General features: G+C 70.5%; 18 protein-coding genes. 7 read left to right on the top strand and 11 right to left on the bottom strand.

The features are described from left to right. Positions 1 to 165: 165 nt before the first annotated feature. Entirely contained in the window at positions 166 to 1,059 is an 894-nt protein-coding gene (locus EXE46_RS04030) for a molybdopterin synthase (protein WP_137687216.1), read from the bottom strand. A 131-nt stretch (positions 1,060 to 1,190) separates the two neighbouring features. On the opposite strand from EXE46_RS04030, the gene pyrH reads away from it, so the two are divergent. The 4 genes from pyrH (at position 1,191) to EXE46_RS04010 (ending at position 4,989) form a co-directional block, all read left to right on the top strand. Beyond that, complete coding sequence (gene pyrH / locus EXE46_RS04025; protein WP_137687215.1) at positions 1,191 to 1,910, top strand: UMP kinase; 720 nt, start codon at positions 1,191 to 1,193, stop codon at positions 1,908 to 1,910. After that, positions 1,907 to 3,694, top strand: coding sequence for a lysine--tRNA ligase (gene lysS / locus EXE46_RS04020; RefSeq protein ID WP_137687214.1), 1,788 nt, complete (start codon positions 1,907 to 1,909; stop codon positions 3,692 to 3,694). The genes pyrH and lysS overlap by 4 nt, the downstream gene beginning before the upstream one ends. Next, positions 3,695 to 3,973, top strand: a complete 279-nt coding sequence (locus EXE46_RS04015) for a hypothetical protein (protein ID WP_137687213.1) — start codon at positions 3,695 to 3,697, stop codon at positions 3,971 to 3,973. Positions 3,974 to 4,077: 104 nt separating this feature from the next. Further along, positions 4,078 to 4,989: a sensor histidine kinase KdpD gene (locus EXE46_RS04010; protein WP_137687212.1), complete on the top strand. Its 912-nt coding sequence runs from the start codon at positions 4,078 to 4,080 to the stop codon at positions 4,987 to 4,989. Here EXE46_RS04010 and EXE46_RS17585 read toward each other — a convergent pair. The 4 genes from EXE46_RS17585 to EXE46_RS03995 form a co-directional block, all read right to left on the bottom strand. After that, complete coding sequence (locus EXE46_RS17585) at positions 4,973 to 5,107, bottom strand: hypothetical protein (RefSeq protein WP_017343858.1); 135 nt, start codon at positions 5,105 to 5,107, stop codon at positions 4,973 to 4,975. The two genes, EXE46_RS04010 and EXE46_RS17585, sit on opposite strands and share 17 nt — an antisense overlap. Positions 5,108 to 5,238: 131 nt before the next feature. Beyond that, complete coding sequence (locus tag EXE46_RS04005; RefSeq protein ID WP_137687211.1) at positions 5,239 to 5,538, bottom strand: DUF5808 domain-containing protein; 300 nt, start codon at positions 5,536 to 5,538, stop codon at positions 5,239 to 5,241. A gap of 93 nt (positions 5,539 to 5,631) precedes the next feature. Then, entirely contained in the window at positions 5,632 to 7,383 is a 1,752-nt protein-coding gene (locus EXE46_RS04000) for a bifunctional N(6)-L-threonylcarbamoyladenine synthase/serine/threonine protein kinase (protein ID WP_137687210.1), read from the bottom strand. Between the two features lie 9 nt (positions 7,384 to 7,392). Continuing rightward, positions 7,393 to 7,698: a 30S ribosomal protein S24e gene (locus EXE46_RS03995; RefSeq protein ID WP_137687209.1), complete on the bottom strand. Its 306-nt coding sequence runs from the start codon at positions 7,696 to 7,698 to the stop codon at positions 7,393 to 7,395. Positions 7,699 to 7,847: 149 nt separating this feature from the next. Here EXE46_RS03995 and EXE46_RS03990 point away from each other — a divergent pair, with 149 nt between their 5' ends. Continuing rightward, entirely contained in the window at positions 7,848 to 8,429 is a 582-nt protein-coding gene (locus EXE46_RS03990) for a hypothetical protein (protein ID WP_137687208.1), read from the top strand. Positions 8,430 to 8,451: 22 nt separating this feature from the next. Here EXE46_RS03990 and EXE46_RS03985 read toward each other — a convergent pair whose 3' ends face one another. Genes EXE46_RS03985 through EXE46_RS03965 form a run of 5 tightly spaced genes read right to left on the bottom strand, consistent with a single transcriptional unit; the run spans position 8,452 to position 11,614 of the window. Then, positions 8,452 to 9,075 carry a GTP-dependent dephospho-CoA kinase family protein gene (locus EXE46_RS03985; RefSeq protein WP_137687207.1) on the bottom strand — a complete coding sequence of 208 codons (624 nt, stop codon included), beginning with the start codon at positions 9,073 to 9,075 and terminating at the stop codon, positions 8,452 to 8,454. 28 nt (positions 9,076 to 9,103) lie between these two features. After that, entirely contained in the window at positions 9,104 to 9,301 is a 198-nt protein-coding gene (spt4, locus tag EXE46_RS03980; protein ID WP_137687206.1) for a transcription elongation factor subunit Spt4, read from the bottom strand. Beyond that, on the bottom strand, positions 9,301 to 9,876 hold the full coding sequence (locus EXE46_RS03975; protein ID WP_017343865.1) for a DNA-directed RNA polymerase: 576 nt from the start codon (positions 9,874 to 9,876) through the stop codon (positions 9,301 to 9,303). Before EXE46_RS03975 ends, spt4 begins: the two co-directional genes overlap by 1 nt. 21 nt (positions 9,877 to 9,897) lie before the next feature. After that, positions 9,898 to 10,368: a PIN domain-containing protein gene (locus EXE46_RS03970; RefSeq protein WP_137687205.1), complete on the bottom strand. Its 471-nt coding sequence runs from the start codon at positions 10,366 to 10,368 to the stop codon at positions 9,898 to 9,900. Position 10,369: 1 nt separating this feature from the next. Further along, positions 10,370 to 11,614, bottom strand: coding sequence for a translation initiation factor IF-2 subunit gamma (locus tag EXE46_RS03965; protein ID WP_137687204.1), 1,245 nt, complete (start codon positions 11,612 to 11,614; stop codon positions 10,370 to 10,372). Between the two features lie 432 nt (positions 11,615 to 12,046). Between EXE46_RS03965 and EXE46_RS03960 the strand changes: the two genes are divergently transcribed. Continuing rightward, complete coding sequence (locus EXE46_RS03960) at positions 12,047 to 12,595, top strand: DUF5810 domain-containing protein (RefSeq protein WP_137687203.1); 549 nt, start codon at positions 12,047 to 12,049, stop codon at positions 12,593 to 12,595. A 36-nt stretch (positions 12,596 to 12,631) separates the two neighbouring features. Beyond that, positions 12,632 to 13,069: a DUF5809 family protein gene (locus tag EXE46_RS03955; RefSeq protein ID WP_137687202.1), complete on the top strand. Its 438-nt coding sequence runs from the start codon at positions 12,632 to 12,634 to the stop codon at positions 13,067 to 13,069. 152 nt (positions 13,070 to 13,221) lie between these two features. On the opposite strand, the gene EXE46_RS03950 is transcribed toward EXE46_RS03955, so the two are convergent. Continuing rightward, positions 13,222 to 13,488, bottom strand: a complete 267-nt coding sequence (locus EXE46_RS03950) for an elongation factor 1-beta (protein ID WP_137687201.1) — start codon at positions 13,486 to 13,488, stop codon at positions 13,222 to 13,224. Between the last annotated feature and the right edge of the window lies 1 nt (position 13,489).

The following is a 13,489-nucleotide window of genomic DNA, read 5'->3' as shown; positions in this document are numbered from 1 at the left end:
CATGTAGCGGAAAACGTTGCTCTATTCGGACCGCCAGGCGCGGTCCGCGTGGTCCCGCGCGGTCATCTCGCGGGCGCCCGTCGGACAGTCTCGCTGGCGCCCGCCGCCTCCGATCGCCCGTCCGCCGCCTCCGATCGCCCGCCCGCCACGGCCGATCCGCGCCGCTCAGTCGCGCCGGTGGACCCAGAACGTCTCCGACTCCGTCGCTTCCTTTTTGAATATCGGCACCTCGTCTTTCAGCCGGTCGATCCCGTCCTCGACCGTTCGGAACGCATCGCGACGATGCCCGGCGAGGACGACGACGAACACGATGTCCTCGCCCGCCTCGATCACGCCGGTGCGGTGGTGCATCCGCACGTCGAAGACGCCCTCTCGGTCCGTCAGCTCGTCGGCGATGTCGTCCATCCGCGCTTCGGCGACCCCCTCGTACTTCTCGAACGCGAGGTGCGTCGTCCGGTCGTCGTCCGGGGTGTCGCGGGCGCGCACCCGACCGGTGAACGTGGCGATAGCCCCCGACCGATCCGCGTCTGCCGACGCCTCGACGCGGCGTACCAGCGTCTCGCGTGTGACCCACGGCTCCGCGTCGTCGAGGTCGGCGACGAGCCCGTCGAGGTCGACCTCGTCGGCTCCCGTCGCGGTCGCGAGGACGGTCCCCGGGACGCCCTCCGGGTCCGGGTCCGGACCGAGGAGGACCGCGGGCACGCGCAGCCGTGACTCGCGGACGGCCAGCAGGTAGTCGTGGTCCGGGGCGAGCCCGTCGAGGAGGTCGTTGAACCCCTCGACGCTCCCCCGGCCGGCCCAGTTCCCGTCGGCGTCGAAGGCGATATCCGTGTCCGCCTCGGGTCGCTGCGCCGGGTTCACGACACCGCCGTCGGCGGTCGGGCCGGTCCGATCCGGCTCGCTCCGTCTCGGTTCGCCGCGCCGCTCCCCGCTCGCATCGCCGCCTCGGTCGAGCGAGTCGCCGTCGCGCTCGACGACGGCGACTCGGCCGTCGAGTCGCGCCGCGAGCCGACGGGCCAGCTCAGTGGCCCCCTCGCCGACGATCGAAATCGGTCGCATACCCGAGAGCGGGTCGCGACCGGCTTAGGCGTTTCCCGGTCGCCCGACCGGTCGGGAGCTCCGGTGGGGACGGTTCCGCGCGCGTCCCCGCTTGACAATCCTTAAGCCCGCGACAGGGGTATTCGTCGCCAATGAGAGTCGTCGTTTCTGTCGGCGGAAGCGTACTCGCGCCGGACCTCGACCCCGCGCGCGTGGCCGCGTACGCCGAGGCGATCGAACGGCTGGCCGCCGACGGCTGCGAGGTCGGGGTCGTCGTCGGCGGCGGCGGCGTCGCCCGGGAGTACATCGAGACGGCCAGAGAGATCGGCGCCAACGAGGTCGAACTCGACCGGCTCGGCATCGGGACGACCCGGCTCAACGCCCGGCTGCTGATCGCCGCGCTCGGCGATCGCGCGAGCCTCGCGCCCGCTACCGACACCGAGGAGGCGGCGGCGGCGCTCCGCCGCGATGAGGTCGCGGTGATGGGCGGGGTGACGCCGGGACAGACGACCGACGCGGTCGCCGCCGCGTTCGCCGAGTCTGTCGACGCCGACCTGCTCGTGTACGCCACGAGCGCCGACGGCGTGTACGACGCCGACCCCAACGCCGACCCCGACGCGACCCAGTTCACGTCGCTGTCGCCGGCCGAACTCGTCGATATCGTCCTCCCGATGAGCCGCGACGCGGGCGCGTCCGCGCCCGTCGACCTGCTCGCCGCGAAGCTGATCGACCGTGCCGGTATCCGGTCGATCGTCCTCGACGGGACCGATCCGACCGCCGTCGTCGACGCCGTGTTGCGCGGCGACCACACGGGGACCGACGTCGTTCCCGTCGACGGCGAGGCGCCGAGCTACTGGACGGAGGAGCGATGAGCGCGGACGACGCTGCCGACGAGCCCGCGACCGGAGACGAGGCGGCCGACGCCGCGACCGCCGCACCCGACGACTCCCCGCACATCCTCTCCGAGCAGACCGCGCTCGGCGAGGGCGCGGCCGACGACGCCGGGGGCGACGACGTCGAGGGCGCGGCGGAGGGGCCCGCCGAGACGTTCCGCGCCTTCTGGGCCGACGTCGTCGCCGACGAGATCGAGGCGCGCGACCCCGACGAGCCGATCGTGATCAAGGGCGGCGTCTCGCCGTCCGGCGTCGCGCACCTCGGGAACTTCAACGAGATCATGCGCGGCTACTTCGTCGCCGAGGTGTTACGCGACCGCGGCCACGAGGTCCGGCAGGTGTTCACCTCCGACGACAAGGACCCGCTGCGGAAGGTCCCGCGCAAGCTGGCGAACGCGGACGGCGAGATCGTCGGCCTCGGCGAGGTCGACGCCGGCGCGCTCGGCCGCAACCTCGGGAAGCCGTACACCGCGATCCCCGACCCGTTCGGCGAGGCCGAGTCGTACGCCGCCCACTTCGCGGGGCTGCTGAAGGCCGACGCCGACCGGCTGGACGTCCCCGTCGAGATGCTGTCGAACACCGAGCTGTACGCCGACGGCGCCTTCGACGACGCGCTCCGAACGGTCCTCGGCGACGTCGAGCGCGTCCGCGAGGTGCTCTCGCCGTATCAGGACAAAATTGACGACGAGTACGTCCCCTTCAACCCCGTCTGCGAGGCGTGCGGGAAGGTGACGGAGACGGTGACGGCGATCGACCTCGATCGCGAGACCGTCGACTACGTCTGTACCGACATGGACGCCGGCGGCAACACCATCGAGGGGTGCGGTCACGAGGGCACCGCGACGTTCCGCGAGGGGAAGCTCCCGTGGCGGCTGGAGTGGCCGGCCCAGTGGGGCGTCCTCGGCGTCGACTTCGAGCCGTTCGGGAAGGACCACGCCGAGGGGTCGTGGCCCTCGGGCGTCGACGTCGCCCGGAACGTCTTCGGCGAGGAGCCGCCCGTCCCGATGGTGTACGAGTGGTTCACGCTCAACGGCGAGGCGTTCTCCTCCTCCGAAGGGAACGTCGTCACCGTCCAGGAGCTGTTGGAGCTGCTCGAACCCGAGGTGTTGCGCTACTTCTTCGCGCTCCACCCGAAGAAGGCCCGCGACCTCGACGTCGAGCGGCTCGACCAGCTCGTCGACCGCTTCGACCGGTTCGAGCGCGCGTACTTCGGCGAGGTCGACGACCCGGACCTGACCGCCTTCGCCGAGCGCGCCTACCCGTTCGTCGTCGGCCGCGCGGACGACCCGCCGACGGAGAAACCGATCCGACTGCCGTACACGTTCGCGGCGGTCCTCGGCATGGTCGACGACCCCGAGCTCCGCGAGCGCCTCGCCCGCGACGAGGGACACATCCCCGACGACGCCGACCCCGACGCGGTCGACGCCGCGCTCGCCCGCGTGGAGCAGGCGCGGAACTGGGCCGAGCGGACCGGCAACGAGTACGATTACCGCCTTCAGACCGACCTCCCGGACGTCGAGTTCGACGACGACGTCGCGACCGCGCTCGACGACCTCGCCGACTTCGTCGCCGACGGCCACGACGGCGAGGAGATTCAGGGGGCGATGTACGAGACCGCCCGCGACCACGACGTCGAGGTGAGCGACTTCTTCGCGGCGGGCTACCGCCTCTTCTTTGACGACACGCAGGGGCCGCGCCTCGGGGAGTTCCTCGGAGAACTGGAGCGCGACTACGTCGTCAATCGGCTCCGCCGGGAGGCGTAGATGCCCGAGGACCGCTCACTCGACGACTTCGCCGAGGCCGCCCCCGCGGGCGGTGAGACCGCGGAGGCCGGCGGGGACGACGCGGAAAGCGACCCAGCTGAATCGGAACGGGACGCCGCTGACGCGAACGCCCTCACCGACGCGGACGACGTCACCCCCGCGGTCGCCACCTCGACGTGGCACACGGACGGCGCCGACTGCGACCGCTGCGGCGAGCGAGTCCAGCGTCGGTGGCGCGAGGAGGACGTCTTCGTCTGTGCCGACTGCGCCTCGTGGTAACCGTCCCGATGCGCCCGTCCCGGCCCTCGGCGGTCAAAGCTTAAGCCGTCGGCCGTCGAGGTGTTCCGTGCGGAGAAAATTCGTTTGGTGTTAACTCAATATAAATGAAATCTTTCTCGGAACTACTCTACGGACGGTCGGCGGCCGCTATTACGGTGACGTACCTGCTTCTCGGAGCCGTGTCCGCGGTCGCTATCGACCTCGCGGCCGCGTCGGCGAACGGGACCGCGGCCGGATGGACGCCGTGGCGCCTCGCCGGGGACTGGCTGTTGGTCGCCGGCTCCGGCGGGATCCTCTACGGTGCGGTCACTCACCACCGCAGCCGGGCGGAGGCCGCCCGGCGGGACCTCGAAACGTCCAATCAGCAGCTACAGGTTTTGAGCCGCGTATTCCGTCACAACGTGCGAAACGACCTCAACGTGATCCAGGGGTACACCGACCTCTTGGCCGACCGGATCGACGACGAGCGGAGCCGGGAGTGCCTGGAGACGATCCGACAGACGACCGACGACGTCGTCGAGATCAGCGAGAAGCTCAGGGTGATCGAGGACGCGTCGCCCGAGCCGCCGGACGGCCGCGTGGACCTCGTCGACGCGGTTCACCAGGCCGTCGACGGCGTCGACGCCGACGGCACCGCGGTCACCGTCGAGGCCCCCGCCGAGGCGTGGATCCGTGCCGACGACTCGGTCGCGTTCCCGATCCGCGAGGTGTTCGAGAACGCGGTCACCCACAACGACGGGGAGACTCGGCGCGTGGCGGCGACGATCCGCGAGAACGGAACGACCACCGCTCTGGAGGTCACCGACAACGGCCCCGGCATTCCGCCCGACGAACGCGCGGTGTTACAGGCCGAAGAGGAGACGCCCCTCTCGCACGCGAGCAGCATCGGGCTGTGGCTCGTCAAGTGGATGTGCGAGACGCAGGGAGGGACCGTCCAGTTCGACGCGACCGACGACGGCACCACGGTCCGGATTCGGTTCGAGTCGGCGTCGCGGCCGGCTACTCCAGTTCGGTGATCGTCACGGCGTACACCGCGCCGCAGTTCCCGCATTCGACGTGGACCCCGCGGCTCGCCTCGCCGCGGGTGAACTCGGAGATCTCCTCCGAACACGAGCACTCGAACTGTACCTTCATTATTCTCTCTTCTCGCTCCTCATATTTAAAAGAACCCGACACGGAATCAGCGACGAAAATTGGCGCGTGCGACGCCGTGACCCACGGTCGGTTCGTCGAACGCTCGCCGCCGCGGTCGCCGTCAGTTCTCGTCAGTCGTCGTCGACGATCACTTCGACGGGGCCGTCGTCTTCGGCGGCGTCCTCGTCAGAACCGCCGGACGGAGCGCTTCCGGCGGACTGCTGTTGCTGGTAGTAGAGCCCGCCGGCGACCGCGAGGACGATCCACGACCGCCAGTTGGCGAGGTTCAGCGTGTACCCGATGCCGAACGGCTTCTCGACGAGCATCCCCTTCCCGGGCTGCCAGTACGACGAAAGCAGCCGCCCGAGGCTCGGACGTTCGAAGTTGTACGGGATTCCGAGAATCTCTCCCGACGACGGTTTGTCTGCCATGTCGTCTACTCTATCGGCCGGGACCATAAATCGTTGCGACGTCGCTCGTCGGCTACGTGTCGAGCCCGGCCGCGAGCCGCGGGACCGGCCCGGCTACCGATAGCGGCCGCGGCCCGCCACGTCCCGAAGCCGGTCGAGGACCTCGTCGTCCCCGACTGCCTCGTATCCGGCCTCGAACGCCGCGATCAGCGGGTCGGGGTCGGTCGCGGTCGCCCGGATCGACCCCTCGAACACGTGGAGGTCCATCGCGTGGTCCTCGACGTGACCGGTGTGGTAGCCGAGCCCGAAGTCGATGAGGTACGTCTCGGGGCCCGGGTCGGACTCCCCGCTCTCCGATCGAGCCGCGACACCGCCGCCCGACACCCGCACGTTCCGCGTCGTCGGGTCGCCGTGGACCATCCCGGCGCCGTGAAGCCGGGCGAGGTCGCGACCGACCGCCTCGGTCGCCCGCTCGTCGAGGGCGGCCGCGAGGTCGCACTCGCCGACGTGTTGGAGGGTCAGCGTCGCGGCCGCGAGGTCGACGTCGTACACGAGCGGCGTCGGGACCCCCGCGCGCCGCGCCTCGCTCGTCAGGCGCGCCTCCGCGACCGTCCGGTCGCGCCGGAGCGCCTCGTCCAACTCCGGGTGGCGGTACGACTTCTCGACGCGCCGCTTGACCACGCGGCGGTCCCCCTCGGCCCCGACGACCGTGACGGTCGCCTCCGCGCCGCGGCGGGCCGCGTCCGGGTCGCGTCCGGTCGTTCCGTCCGCGGCCGTCCCTCCCTCGGTCGGCCGCGCGACCGACTCGCCGCCTCGCCACGTCACCGGCACTTGGTCCGGACGGAAGTTCGGGTCGACCGCGGACTCCGGGATCGCGACGGTGTCTCCCGCCGCGGCCATCTTCGCGCCCAGCACGGCGATCATCCCGGCGTTGTCGCGGAGGAACCGCGGCTCCGAGGCGTGGAAGTCGGCGCCGCGGGCCTCGCACATCGCCGCCAGCATCTCGCGGAGTCGGTCGTTCTGCGCGACGCCGCCGCCCAACACGAGCTCGTCGGCCCCCGTCAGCGACAGCGCGCGCTCCGACACCTCCGTCAGCATCGCGAACACGTGCTCCTGAAGCGAAAAGCAGATCTCCTCGACCGGAACGCCGTCGTCCGCGGCGTCGTTGGCGGCCGAGCTGATCCCGGAAAACGAGAAGTCCATCCCCTTGACCACGTACGGGAGATCCAAGAGTTCGGCGTCGGCGAGCGGTCTCGTCTCCGCGCCGCCCTCGGGCTCCCCCGTCTCAGATCCGCTCGCGGTGGCTGCGAACTCCGCGGCCGCCGCCTCCACCTTCGGCCCGCCGGGGTGGCTCCACCCGACGTGGCGCGTGAACTTGTCGATTGCGTTGCCGACGCCGGCGTCCATCGTCTCCCCGAGGACCCGGTACCGTCCATCGTGGTAGCCGAGCAGGTGGGCGTTCGCCCCCGAGGCGTTCAAACAGACGGGGTTGTCGAACCCGGAGCGGTGGCGACCGATCTCTAGGTGCGCCACCATGTGGTTGACGCCGACGAGGGGGACGCCGAGGGTCCCGGCGAGCGACCGCGCCGCGGTCCCGACGATCCGGAGGCAGGGACCGAGCCCCGGGCCGCGAGAGAAGGCGACGGCGTCTATCGCGTCCGGGCCGTACTCCGCTTCGGCCGCGGTCAACACTTCGTCGACGACCGTCGGGACCGCCTCGGACATGTGTTCGGCGGCCTCGCGCGGGTGAATGCCGCCGCTGTCCGGCTCGTAGGGGTCGGATTCGATGAGAACTGAGTCGGTCTCGGCGTCGTACAGCGCGGCGCTGGCGCACCACGCGGTACCCTCGATGCCGAGAACTCGCATCCGGCGGGGTTACGCTTCCTCGGCGTCCGCCTCTTCGCCGCCGATCTTGTTGCGTTCGAGCATGTGGTCCTGCTCGACCTCCAGCGCGTCGGCCGCGGAGTCGTACACCTTCGCGTAGCCGACCGTCTTGCGCATGCCGAACTTCGTGTCGAGTTCGTGAACGACGACCTCCTCGGAGTCCTTATCGAGCTTGGCCGCGAGCGAGTCGCGGACCGACAGTCGCGAGGGGGTGGCCTCTTCGTGAGTCGTCTCGAAACGGATGTCCGTGCGGTGCAGCATCGGGTTCTCCTCCTCGGAGATGATATCGACGTCCATGGTTCAGTTGGGCGTATATCCCCTCGAAAGCTGTAAAAGGATTTCGAAGCGGGGGTGTCGCCGCCGAACCGCCCACCGACCGTCGACCGAGCGCCCCGCTCGGCGTCAGGGTTTCAGTTCTCCGGTGCGTGAGTCTTGTTACCACGCGGATGTCCGACGACCGCCGATCCGACCCGACCGACCGCTCGCGGTACGAGCTCGTCCGAGCGGCGAACGTCGTCGTCCCGCTGTCGCCGATACGGAAGGCGCGCATCTGCGGCGCGCTGGCACTCTCTGGGTCGCTCACGGCCCCGATCGTCGCGACGCTGCCGCCCGCCGTCCGAGAGGAGAGCTTCTCCGGCCCGCCGCTCGCGACTCCGCTCGGCGTCGCGGCGGTGGTGCTGGTCGGCACGCTCGCGGCCGGCGGGGCCGGACTCGGCCTCGTCGAGCTCCGGCGCCGCCTCGCACGGCGCCCCGAACCGAGCGGGGACAGCGTCTGGACGTTCCTTGCGGTCGAGGACGCGCTCACGGGCGTCGGATTCGTCACCGGCGGCCTCGGCGTCGGTGTCGGCCTCGCGCTGCTCGCGAGCGGACACTGGGGAGTGGAGGCGGTCGAGCGCCTCCACCGGAACGGCATCGAGCCGTACCTCCCGCTGTCGGGGCTCCCCGTCACTCCAGTTTCGGTGACCGCGGTCGCGCTGCCGGTCGGCGTCGCCGTCCTCGCGGCGACGGTCGTCGTCGACCGCGAGTAGGCGTCCGCCGGTCAACCGACCGTCAGTTCGACTCGCGTCCGCCGATCCCGTCCGGGTCGACGCCGAGAACGTCGTACGCGGCCGCGGTGTCGCCGGTCAGCCCCTCGAACAGCTCGCGCGCCCGCCGCCGGCTCTCCGGCGTGATGGCGACGCCCACCATCCCCTCGCCGGGCTGGCCGTAGACGACGGTCGACCCGAGCGGCGCCGCGAGCATCGCCGGCAGCGCCGCGAGGTCCTCCTCGCCGGTCACCTCGATCGTCACCGGCTCGTCGGCCGCGAGCGCCACGGCCAGGGCGTCGAGCAGCGCCGCCGACAGCGCCGCAGCGGGGTTTTCAACCGTCATGCGTCGCTCTTCGGTGGCCGCGAGCACCGCCTCGATCTCGTCGCGGACCGCCTCCCGCTCCGTCTTCCCGTCGACGAGCGCCACGTCCGGCGCGCGACCGGCCTCGCGGAGGTGGTAGGTGACCACGTCGCCGACCGCGATCAGTCGCGCCGGGCCCTCGTCCGGCGAGCCGTGTCGCTCGCGAGTCTCGTCGACGTCAGCGAGCAGCGCTTCGGCGTCGGTCGTCACCGGACCCAGCGGCTCTTTGAACGCGTCGCGGAGCGACTCCGGCAGCGTGAGAAGCGGATCGGATTGGTCTGTCATGCGTCGCGTCGGGCGTCTCCGGGCGGCGTTACCGCACCTTGAGCGCGTACGCGCCCGCCTCGGTGACGTTCATCTCCTCGGCGATCTGGCTGTTCTCGGGCTTGGTGATGACGACGTAGCCCGCCCAGTCCTCCGTCAGCGACGACGACCCGCAGAGCGCGCAGGTCTGTGCGTCCGGGTCGTTGACGTGGTGGCACTCCCGACACGCCAGGCGGTCCTCGGCCATCAGTCCGCCTCCTCACCGGTCTGTTCGCGGTGTTTCCGCTGCCCTTCGAGCCACTCGTGTTTACCGAGCCCGGGCTGTTTCGCCGTGAGCCCGATCTTCGAGTCGCGGGGGTTGCGCTCGTCGATGCTCTTCGTGACGACGCGGACGCGCACCGCGTCGTCGACGCCGAGCGTCTTGTCGGAGTCCGACGAGGCGAGCTGCTGGTTCGCGCCGTCGAACGTGAGGTACTCGTCGGTGATCTGCGAGACGTGGAGCAGCCCGTCCACCGGACCGATCCCGACGAAGGCGCCGAACTCCACCGTCTCGACGACGGTGCCGTCGGCGACCTCCTGCATGTCGGGGTCGTAGGTGAGCGCGTCGAACTCCGCCTCGTAGTAGACGCCGGGGCGGTTGTGTAACACCGCGCCCTCGCCGATGTCGTGAACCTCGATGACGCTCACGACGCTGCCGACTTCCTCGTCCATCCGTCCTTCCAGCTTGTCTTGAAGCAGGGCTTTCACCCGCTCGTCGGTGACGTCCGCCAGGTGCTTCGGCGGGACCTCGACCGTGTCCTTGAGTCGAACTCGTTTGTACATGTTGTTGGTTGTCCGCGGCCGCTAGGGTTCCGTTATCGCCAGTGTGTTCCGACCCCTTAAACCGATTACTGGTGCGTCCGCGGCCAGCACCCGGTTCGCGAGGGGTCCGTCGACCGTGACGACGGCGTCGACCCGGCCGGCCGCGGCCAGGGCGACGAGCGCGTCGTCGGCGTACGATTCGTCCGTCTCGACCGTTTCCGCCCGCTCCGCGAGGTCCGCGCCGACGCTCGCGGCGGTCGCCTCCGCGCCGTTGCCGCCTTGGAGGGCTTCGAGCTCCGCGATCACCGTCGCCGGAACCACGGTCTCGTAGCCGCCGAGAAGGCGGTCCAATTCCTCGAACAGCCGAAGATCGGCCTCGACCGGCGCCATCAGCGCGCTCGCGTCGAGCGCGACGACCGGCGGACCGGCGCGGTCCTCGCCCGCGAAGCCCTCGGTTCGGGCGTCGCCCGCGGGCGCCGACTCCGGGCCGTCCGCGCGGGCGTCGTCGGACACGCTAGGCGAGCGTCCCGACGCCGATGAGCCGCCACCGCGCGCCGACGCGCCGGTTGATCGCGATCTGGGAGCCCTCTTCGGCGCAGACGGGGCGCTTGAGGCTCACCTCGCACTCGCCGTCGCGCGCGCTCGTCACGGCGCCGACGGTCGTGGCGGTCCCGACGGTGAGCATCAGCGGCTCGCCGGTGCTGATCTCCTCGATGTCGCTCTCGCCGCTCTCGTCGTCCTCCTTGCCGACGACGCGGTCGAGGAGGTCGACGGTCATCTCGAACTCCTCGCGGGTCGGGGGGAGCGTCCCCGGCTCGCCCGCGACCTGCCCGGCGAGCGCGTCGCCCTTCGTCAGGCTCGGGTCGAGGCCCGTCCCGACGCCGAGGAGGCCGCCCGGTCGGGCGGTCTCGACGTCGCGGTTCCCGGCCTGAAGCGACCGGACGGTCGTTTCGAGGGGGCGCCACTCGGTCTGGCCCTCCTCGTCGACCTCGCGACCCGGCCGGATCTCCAAGCCGTCGCCGACCGACAGCTCGCCGCTGACGAGCGAGCCGCCGACGACGCCGCCCTTGAGTTCCTCGGCGGTCGCGCCCGGGCGGTTGATGTCGAACGAGCGGGCCGCGTACATCCGGGCGTGCTCGCTCGGGTCGCGCTCCGGGGTCGGGATCTCGGACTCGATCGCGTCGATGAGGAGGTCGAGGTTGACCTCCTGTTGGGCCGAGACGGGGACGATCGGCGCGTCCTCCGCGACGGTGCCCGCGACGAACTCCTGGATCTGCTCGTAGTTGTCGACGGCGCGGTCGCGGCTCACGAGGTCGACCTTGTTCTGCGCGATGACGATGTTCTCGATCCCGATGAGATCGAGCGCCATCAGGTGCTCTTCCGTCTGGGCCTGCGGGACGTCCTCGGTCGCGCTCACGACCAGCACCGCGCCGTCCATGATCGAGGCGCCCGAGAGCATCGTCGCCATCAGCGTCTCGTGGCCGGGCGCGTCGACGAACGACACGGTCCGGATCGGCTCGCTCTCGGAGCCGTCCTCGCACTCCTCGTCGACGGTGTAACACTCGGGCTCGTCGACGCCGGGACAGCGACGGAACGTCGCGTCCGCGTACCCCAGCCGTATCGAGATGCCGCGTTTCATCTCCTCGCTGTGCTGGTCGGTCCACGAGCCGGACAACGCCTGTACCAGCGTCGTCTTCCCGTGGTCGACGTGACCGACGAGACCGATGTTCACCTCCGGTTGTGTGTTGGCTTCAGTCACTGTTGGACCTCCTAACGGAGTAGTCTTACCCGAATTTCGCCCCGTGCGAGTGATAAAGTTGCTGTTATAGTGGCGTCAGAACCGCCGACGACCCCGACCGGCGAAGCGTATCGGCGGCGAAGTAGTATTTAAACGGAAGAAGTGACCGCGGCGGCGTCTTATAAATACCTCCCGCGGTTGCGGTGGCGCGTGCCTGTGAGCGGTCGCCCCCGGCGACCGCGAGACAGCACGCGCGAGGGAGTCGGTGGTCCGGAGCGAAGCGACGGACCACCGACGAGGCTGGGGAGGCGTGAGGTTGCGGTTGCGGTGTAGTAGGGGGCTTCGGGGGTGTTCGTGGCCGCTCAGGGAGTCGTTCCCTGATAAACACCACCCGTCCCCGACTGGTTCACCTTCGACGCGACTTTACAGCCGACCCGCGTATCTACGCCCGACATGGGATACGCGTGCCCCGTCTGTGACACCCCGCAGCGCGACGGCGAACACCTCGCGCACCACCTCGCGTTCACGGCGATGCTCCACGGCGGCGACCACGAGGCGTGGCTCGACGAGCGCGTCGCCGACTGGAGCGACCGGGAGCCCGCCGACCTCGCGGCCGAGGTGACTCCGCACGCCGACGAAGCGGAGTACGAGGAGGTGTTCGAGGACACCGTCCCCCGCGGCCGCCCCGACGTCGGAATGGGGTCCGGCGGGCACGCGGCCTCCTCGACTCCCGATCACGGCGGCCACGACCACGCCGGTCACGATCACGACTCTCCCGCGGACGCCGGGATGCCGACTCCCGAACAGGTCGACGACCCCGCGGTCGCCGAGGCCCTCCGCGAGGCGCGCGAGATGACCCGAGAAGCGACGGACGAGGCGACCGACGCCGACGCCGCGGACGCTGCGGACGAAGTCCCCGCCGACGCCGACTCCCCGGACGACAGCGACGCGGCGGACGCCGACGCTGACCTCGCCGACGAAGCCGCCGACCGCGACGCGTAACGGAACGCCCTTTTCCGCCCCCGCTCAACTCCGTGTATGGAGACAAGAGGCACGTTCGCTCCCGAGACGCGGGCCGACGCGCTCGAACGCTACGAAGAGGTCGGGCCGGTCGCGCAGGTCGTCGTCCGCGAGGCGACGAAGGCGATGTCGTTCGATAGCGACGAGTACGACGAGCGCGTCACGCCCGAAGTCGTTCAGACCGCGCGCGACGCGACGTTCGCCGAGCTGCTCGCTGTCCACGTCGGCGAGGGCGGCGAGTTCGACGCGTGGCTCGCGGACAGCGAGTTCGACGACGAGGACGTGACCCGGATCGGCTCCGAGAACGTCGACAACGTCGTCTGGCACCCGATCCCCTTCGCGGACACCGTGATCGCGGCGACGTATCAGGACGAGCCGGACGCGGCGGCCAGCACCCTCCGGCGCAACGCCTTCGGGCGCGTCTACCGCGAGGAGTTCTACGAATCCGGCCGATAGGCCGACCGCGCCGACCGTTCGACGCCGCGTCGACCGAATTTCGAAGCGACGGCTTTCCGGAGTGACTGATTTCCGGAGCGACCGCTCACCGAGACGAACGAAACCGCAGAACCGGACCGGTGCGTCGCCGGCGGCGACGCGGGGTCGACGCCTTACAGGCGACCGACGTTCTCGACCGTGACGGACTCGACGTCGTCGACCTCGGAGAACGCCTCCTCGACGGCCTCGGTGCCGCCCGCGCCGTCGGGGACGATGACGGTCGGCAGGAGCGCGACCAGCCCGAACGCGACGTCGTCGCGTTCGAAGCCGCGGATCTTGGCGCCCTCGGGGAGCGCCTCTTCGAGGCGGTCCTGGAGCTCGTCGAGGTCGATCTCGGGGCTGTTCGGCATGACCTTGATCTTGGCGGCGACGTCGCCCATC

The organism is Halorubrum sp. GN11_10-6_MGM (assembly GCF_005435165.1).
GTDB lineage: Archaea > Halobacteriota > Halobacteria > Halobacteriales > Haloferacaceae > Halorubrum.
The sequence above is the reverse complement of the archived record's forward strand: the minus strand, read 5'-3'. Positions and strand labels throughout refer to the sequence as shown.

Excerpts from the sequence above, each read along its gene's own strand:
- EXE46_RS03955 (WP_137687202.1), top strand. The coding sequence starts at position 12,632 with ATGGAGACAAGAGGCACGTTCGCTCCCGAGACGCGGGCCGACGCGCTC.
- EXE46_RS03960 (WP_137687203.1), top strand. The coding sequence starts at position 12,047 with ATGGGATACGCGTGCCCCGTCTGTGACACCCCGCAGCGCGACGGCGAA.
- EXE46_RS03990 (WP_137687208.1), top strand. The coding sequence starts at position 7,848 with ATGTCCGACGACCGCCGATCCGACCCGACCGACCGCTCGCGGTACGAG.
- EXE46_RS04005 (WP_137687211.1), bottom strand. The coding sequence starts at position 5,538 with ATGGCAGACAAACCGTCGTCGGGAGAGATTCTCGGAATCCCGTACAAC.
- pyrH (WP_137687215.1), top strand. The coding sequence starts at position 1,191 with ATGAGAGTCGTCGTTTCTGTCGGCGGAAGCGTACTCGCGCCGGACCTC.
- spt4 (WP_137687206.1), bottom strand. The coding sequence starts at position 9,301 with ATGGCCGAGGACCGCCTGGCGTGTCGGGAGTGCCACCACGTCAACGAC.
- EXE46_RS17585 (WP_017343858.1), bottom strand. The coding sequence starts at position 5,107 with ATGAAGGTACAGTTCGAGTGCTCGTGTTCGGAGGAGATCTCCGAGTTC.
- EXE46_RS03950 (WP_137687201.1), bottom strand. The coding sequence starts at position 13,488 with ATGGGCGACGTCGCCGCCAAGATCAAGGTCATGCCGAACAGCCCCGAG.
- EXE46_RS03985 (WP_137687207.1), bottom strand. The coding sequence starts at position 9,075 with ATGACAGACCAATCCGATCCGCTTCTCACGCTGCCGGAGTCGCTCCGC.
- lysS (WP_137687214.1), top strand. The coding sequence starts at position 1,907 with ATGAGCGCGGACGACGCTGCCGACGAGCCCGCGACCGGAGACGAGGCG.
- EXE46_RS04010 (WP_137687212.1), top strand. The coding sequence starts at position 4,078 with ATGAAATCTTTCTCGGAACTACTCTACGGACGGTCGGCGGCCGCTATT.
- EXE46_RS04015 (WP_137687213.1), top strand. The coding sequence starts at position 3,695 with ATGCCCGAGGACCGCTCACTCGACGACTTCGCCGAGGCCGCCCCCGCG.
- EXE46_RS03995 (WP_137687209.1), bottom strand. The coding sequence starts at position 7,698 with ATGGACGTCGATATCATCTCCGAGGAGGAGAACCCGATGCTGCACCGC.
- EXE46_RS03975 (WP_017343865.1), bottom strand. The coding sequence starts at position 9,876 with ATGTACAAACGAGTTCGACTCAAGGACACGGTCGAGGTCCCGCCGAAG.
- EXE46_RS04030 (WP_137687216.1), bottom strand. The coding sequence starts at position 1,059 with ATGCGACCGATTTCGATCGTCGGCGAGGGGGCCACTGAGCTGGCCCGT.
- EXE46_RS04000 (WP_137687210.1), bottom strand. The coding sequence starts at position 7,383 with ATGCGAGTTCTCGGCATCGAGGGTACCGCGTGGTGCGCCAGCGCCGCG.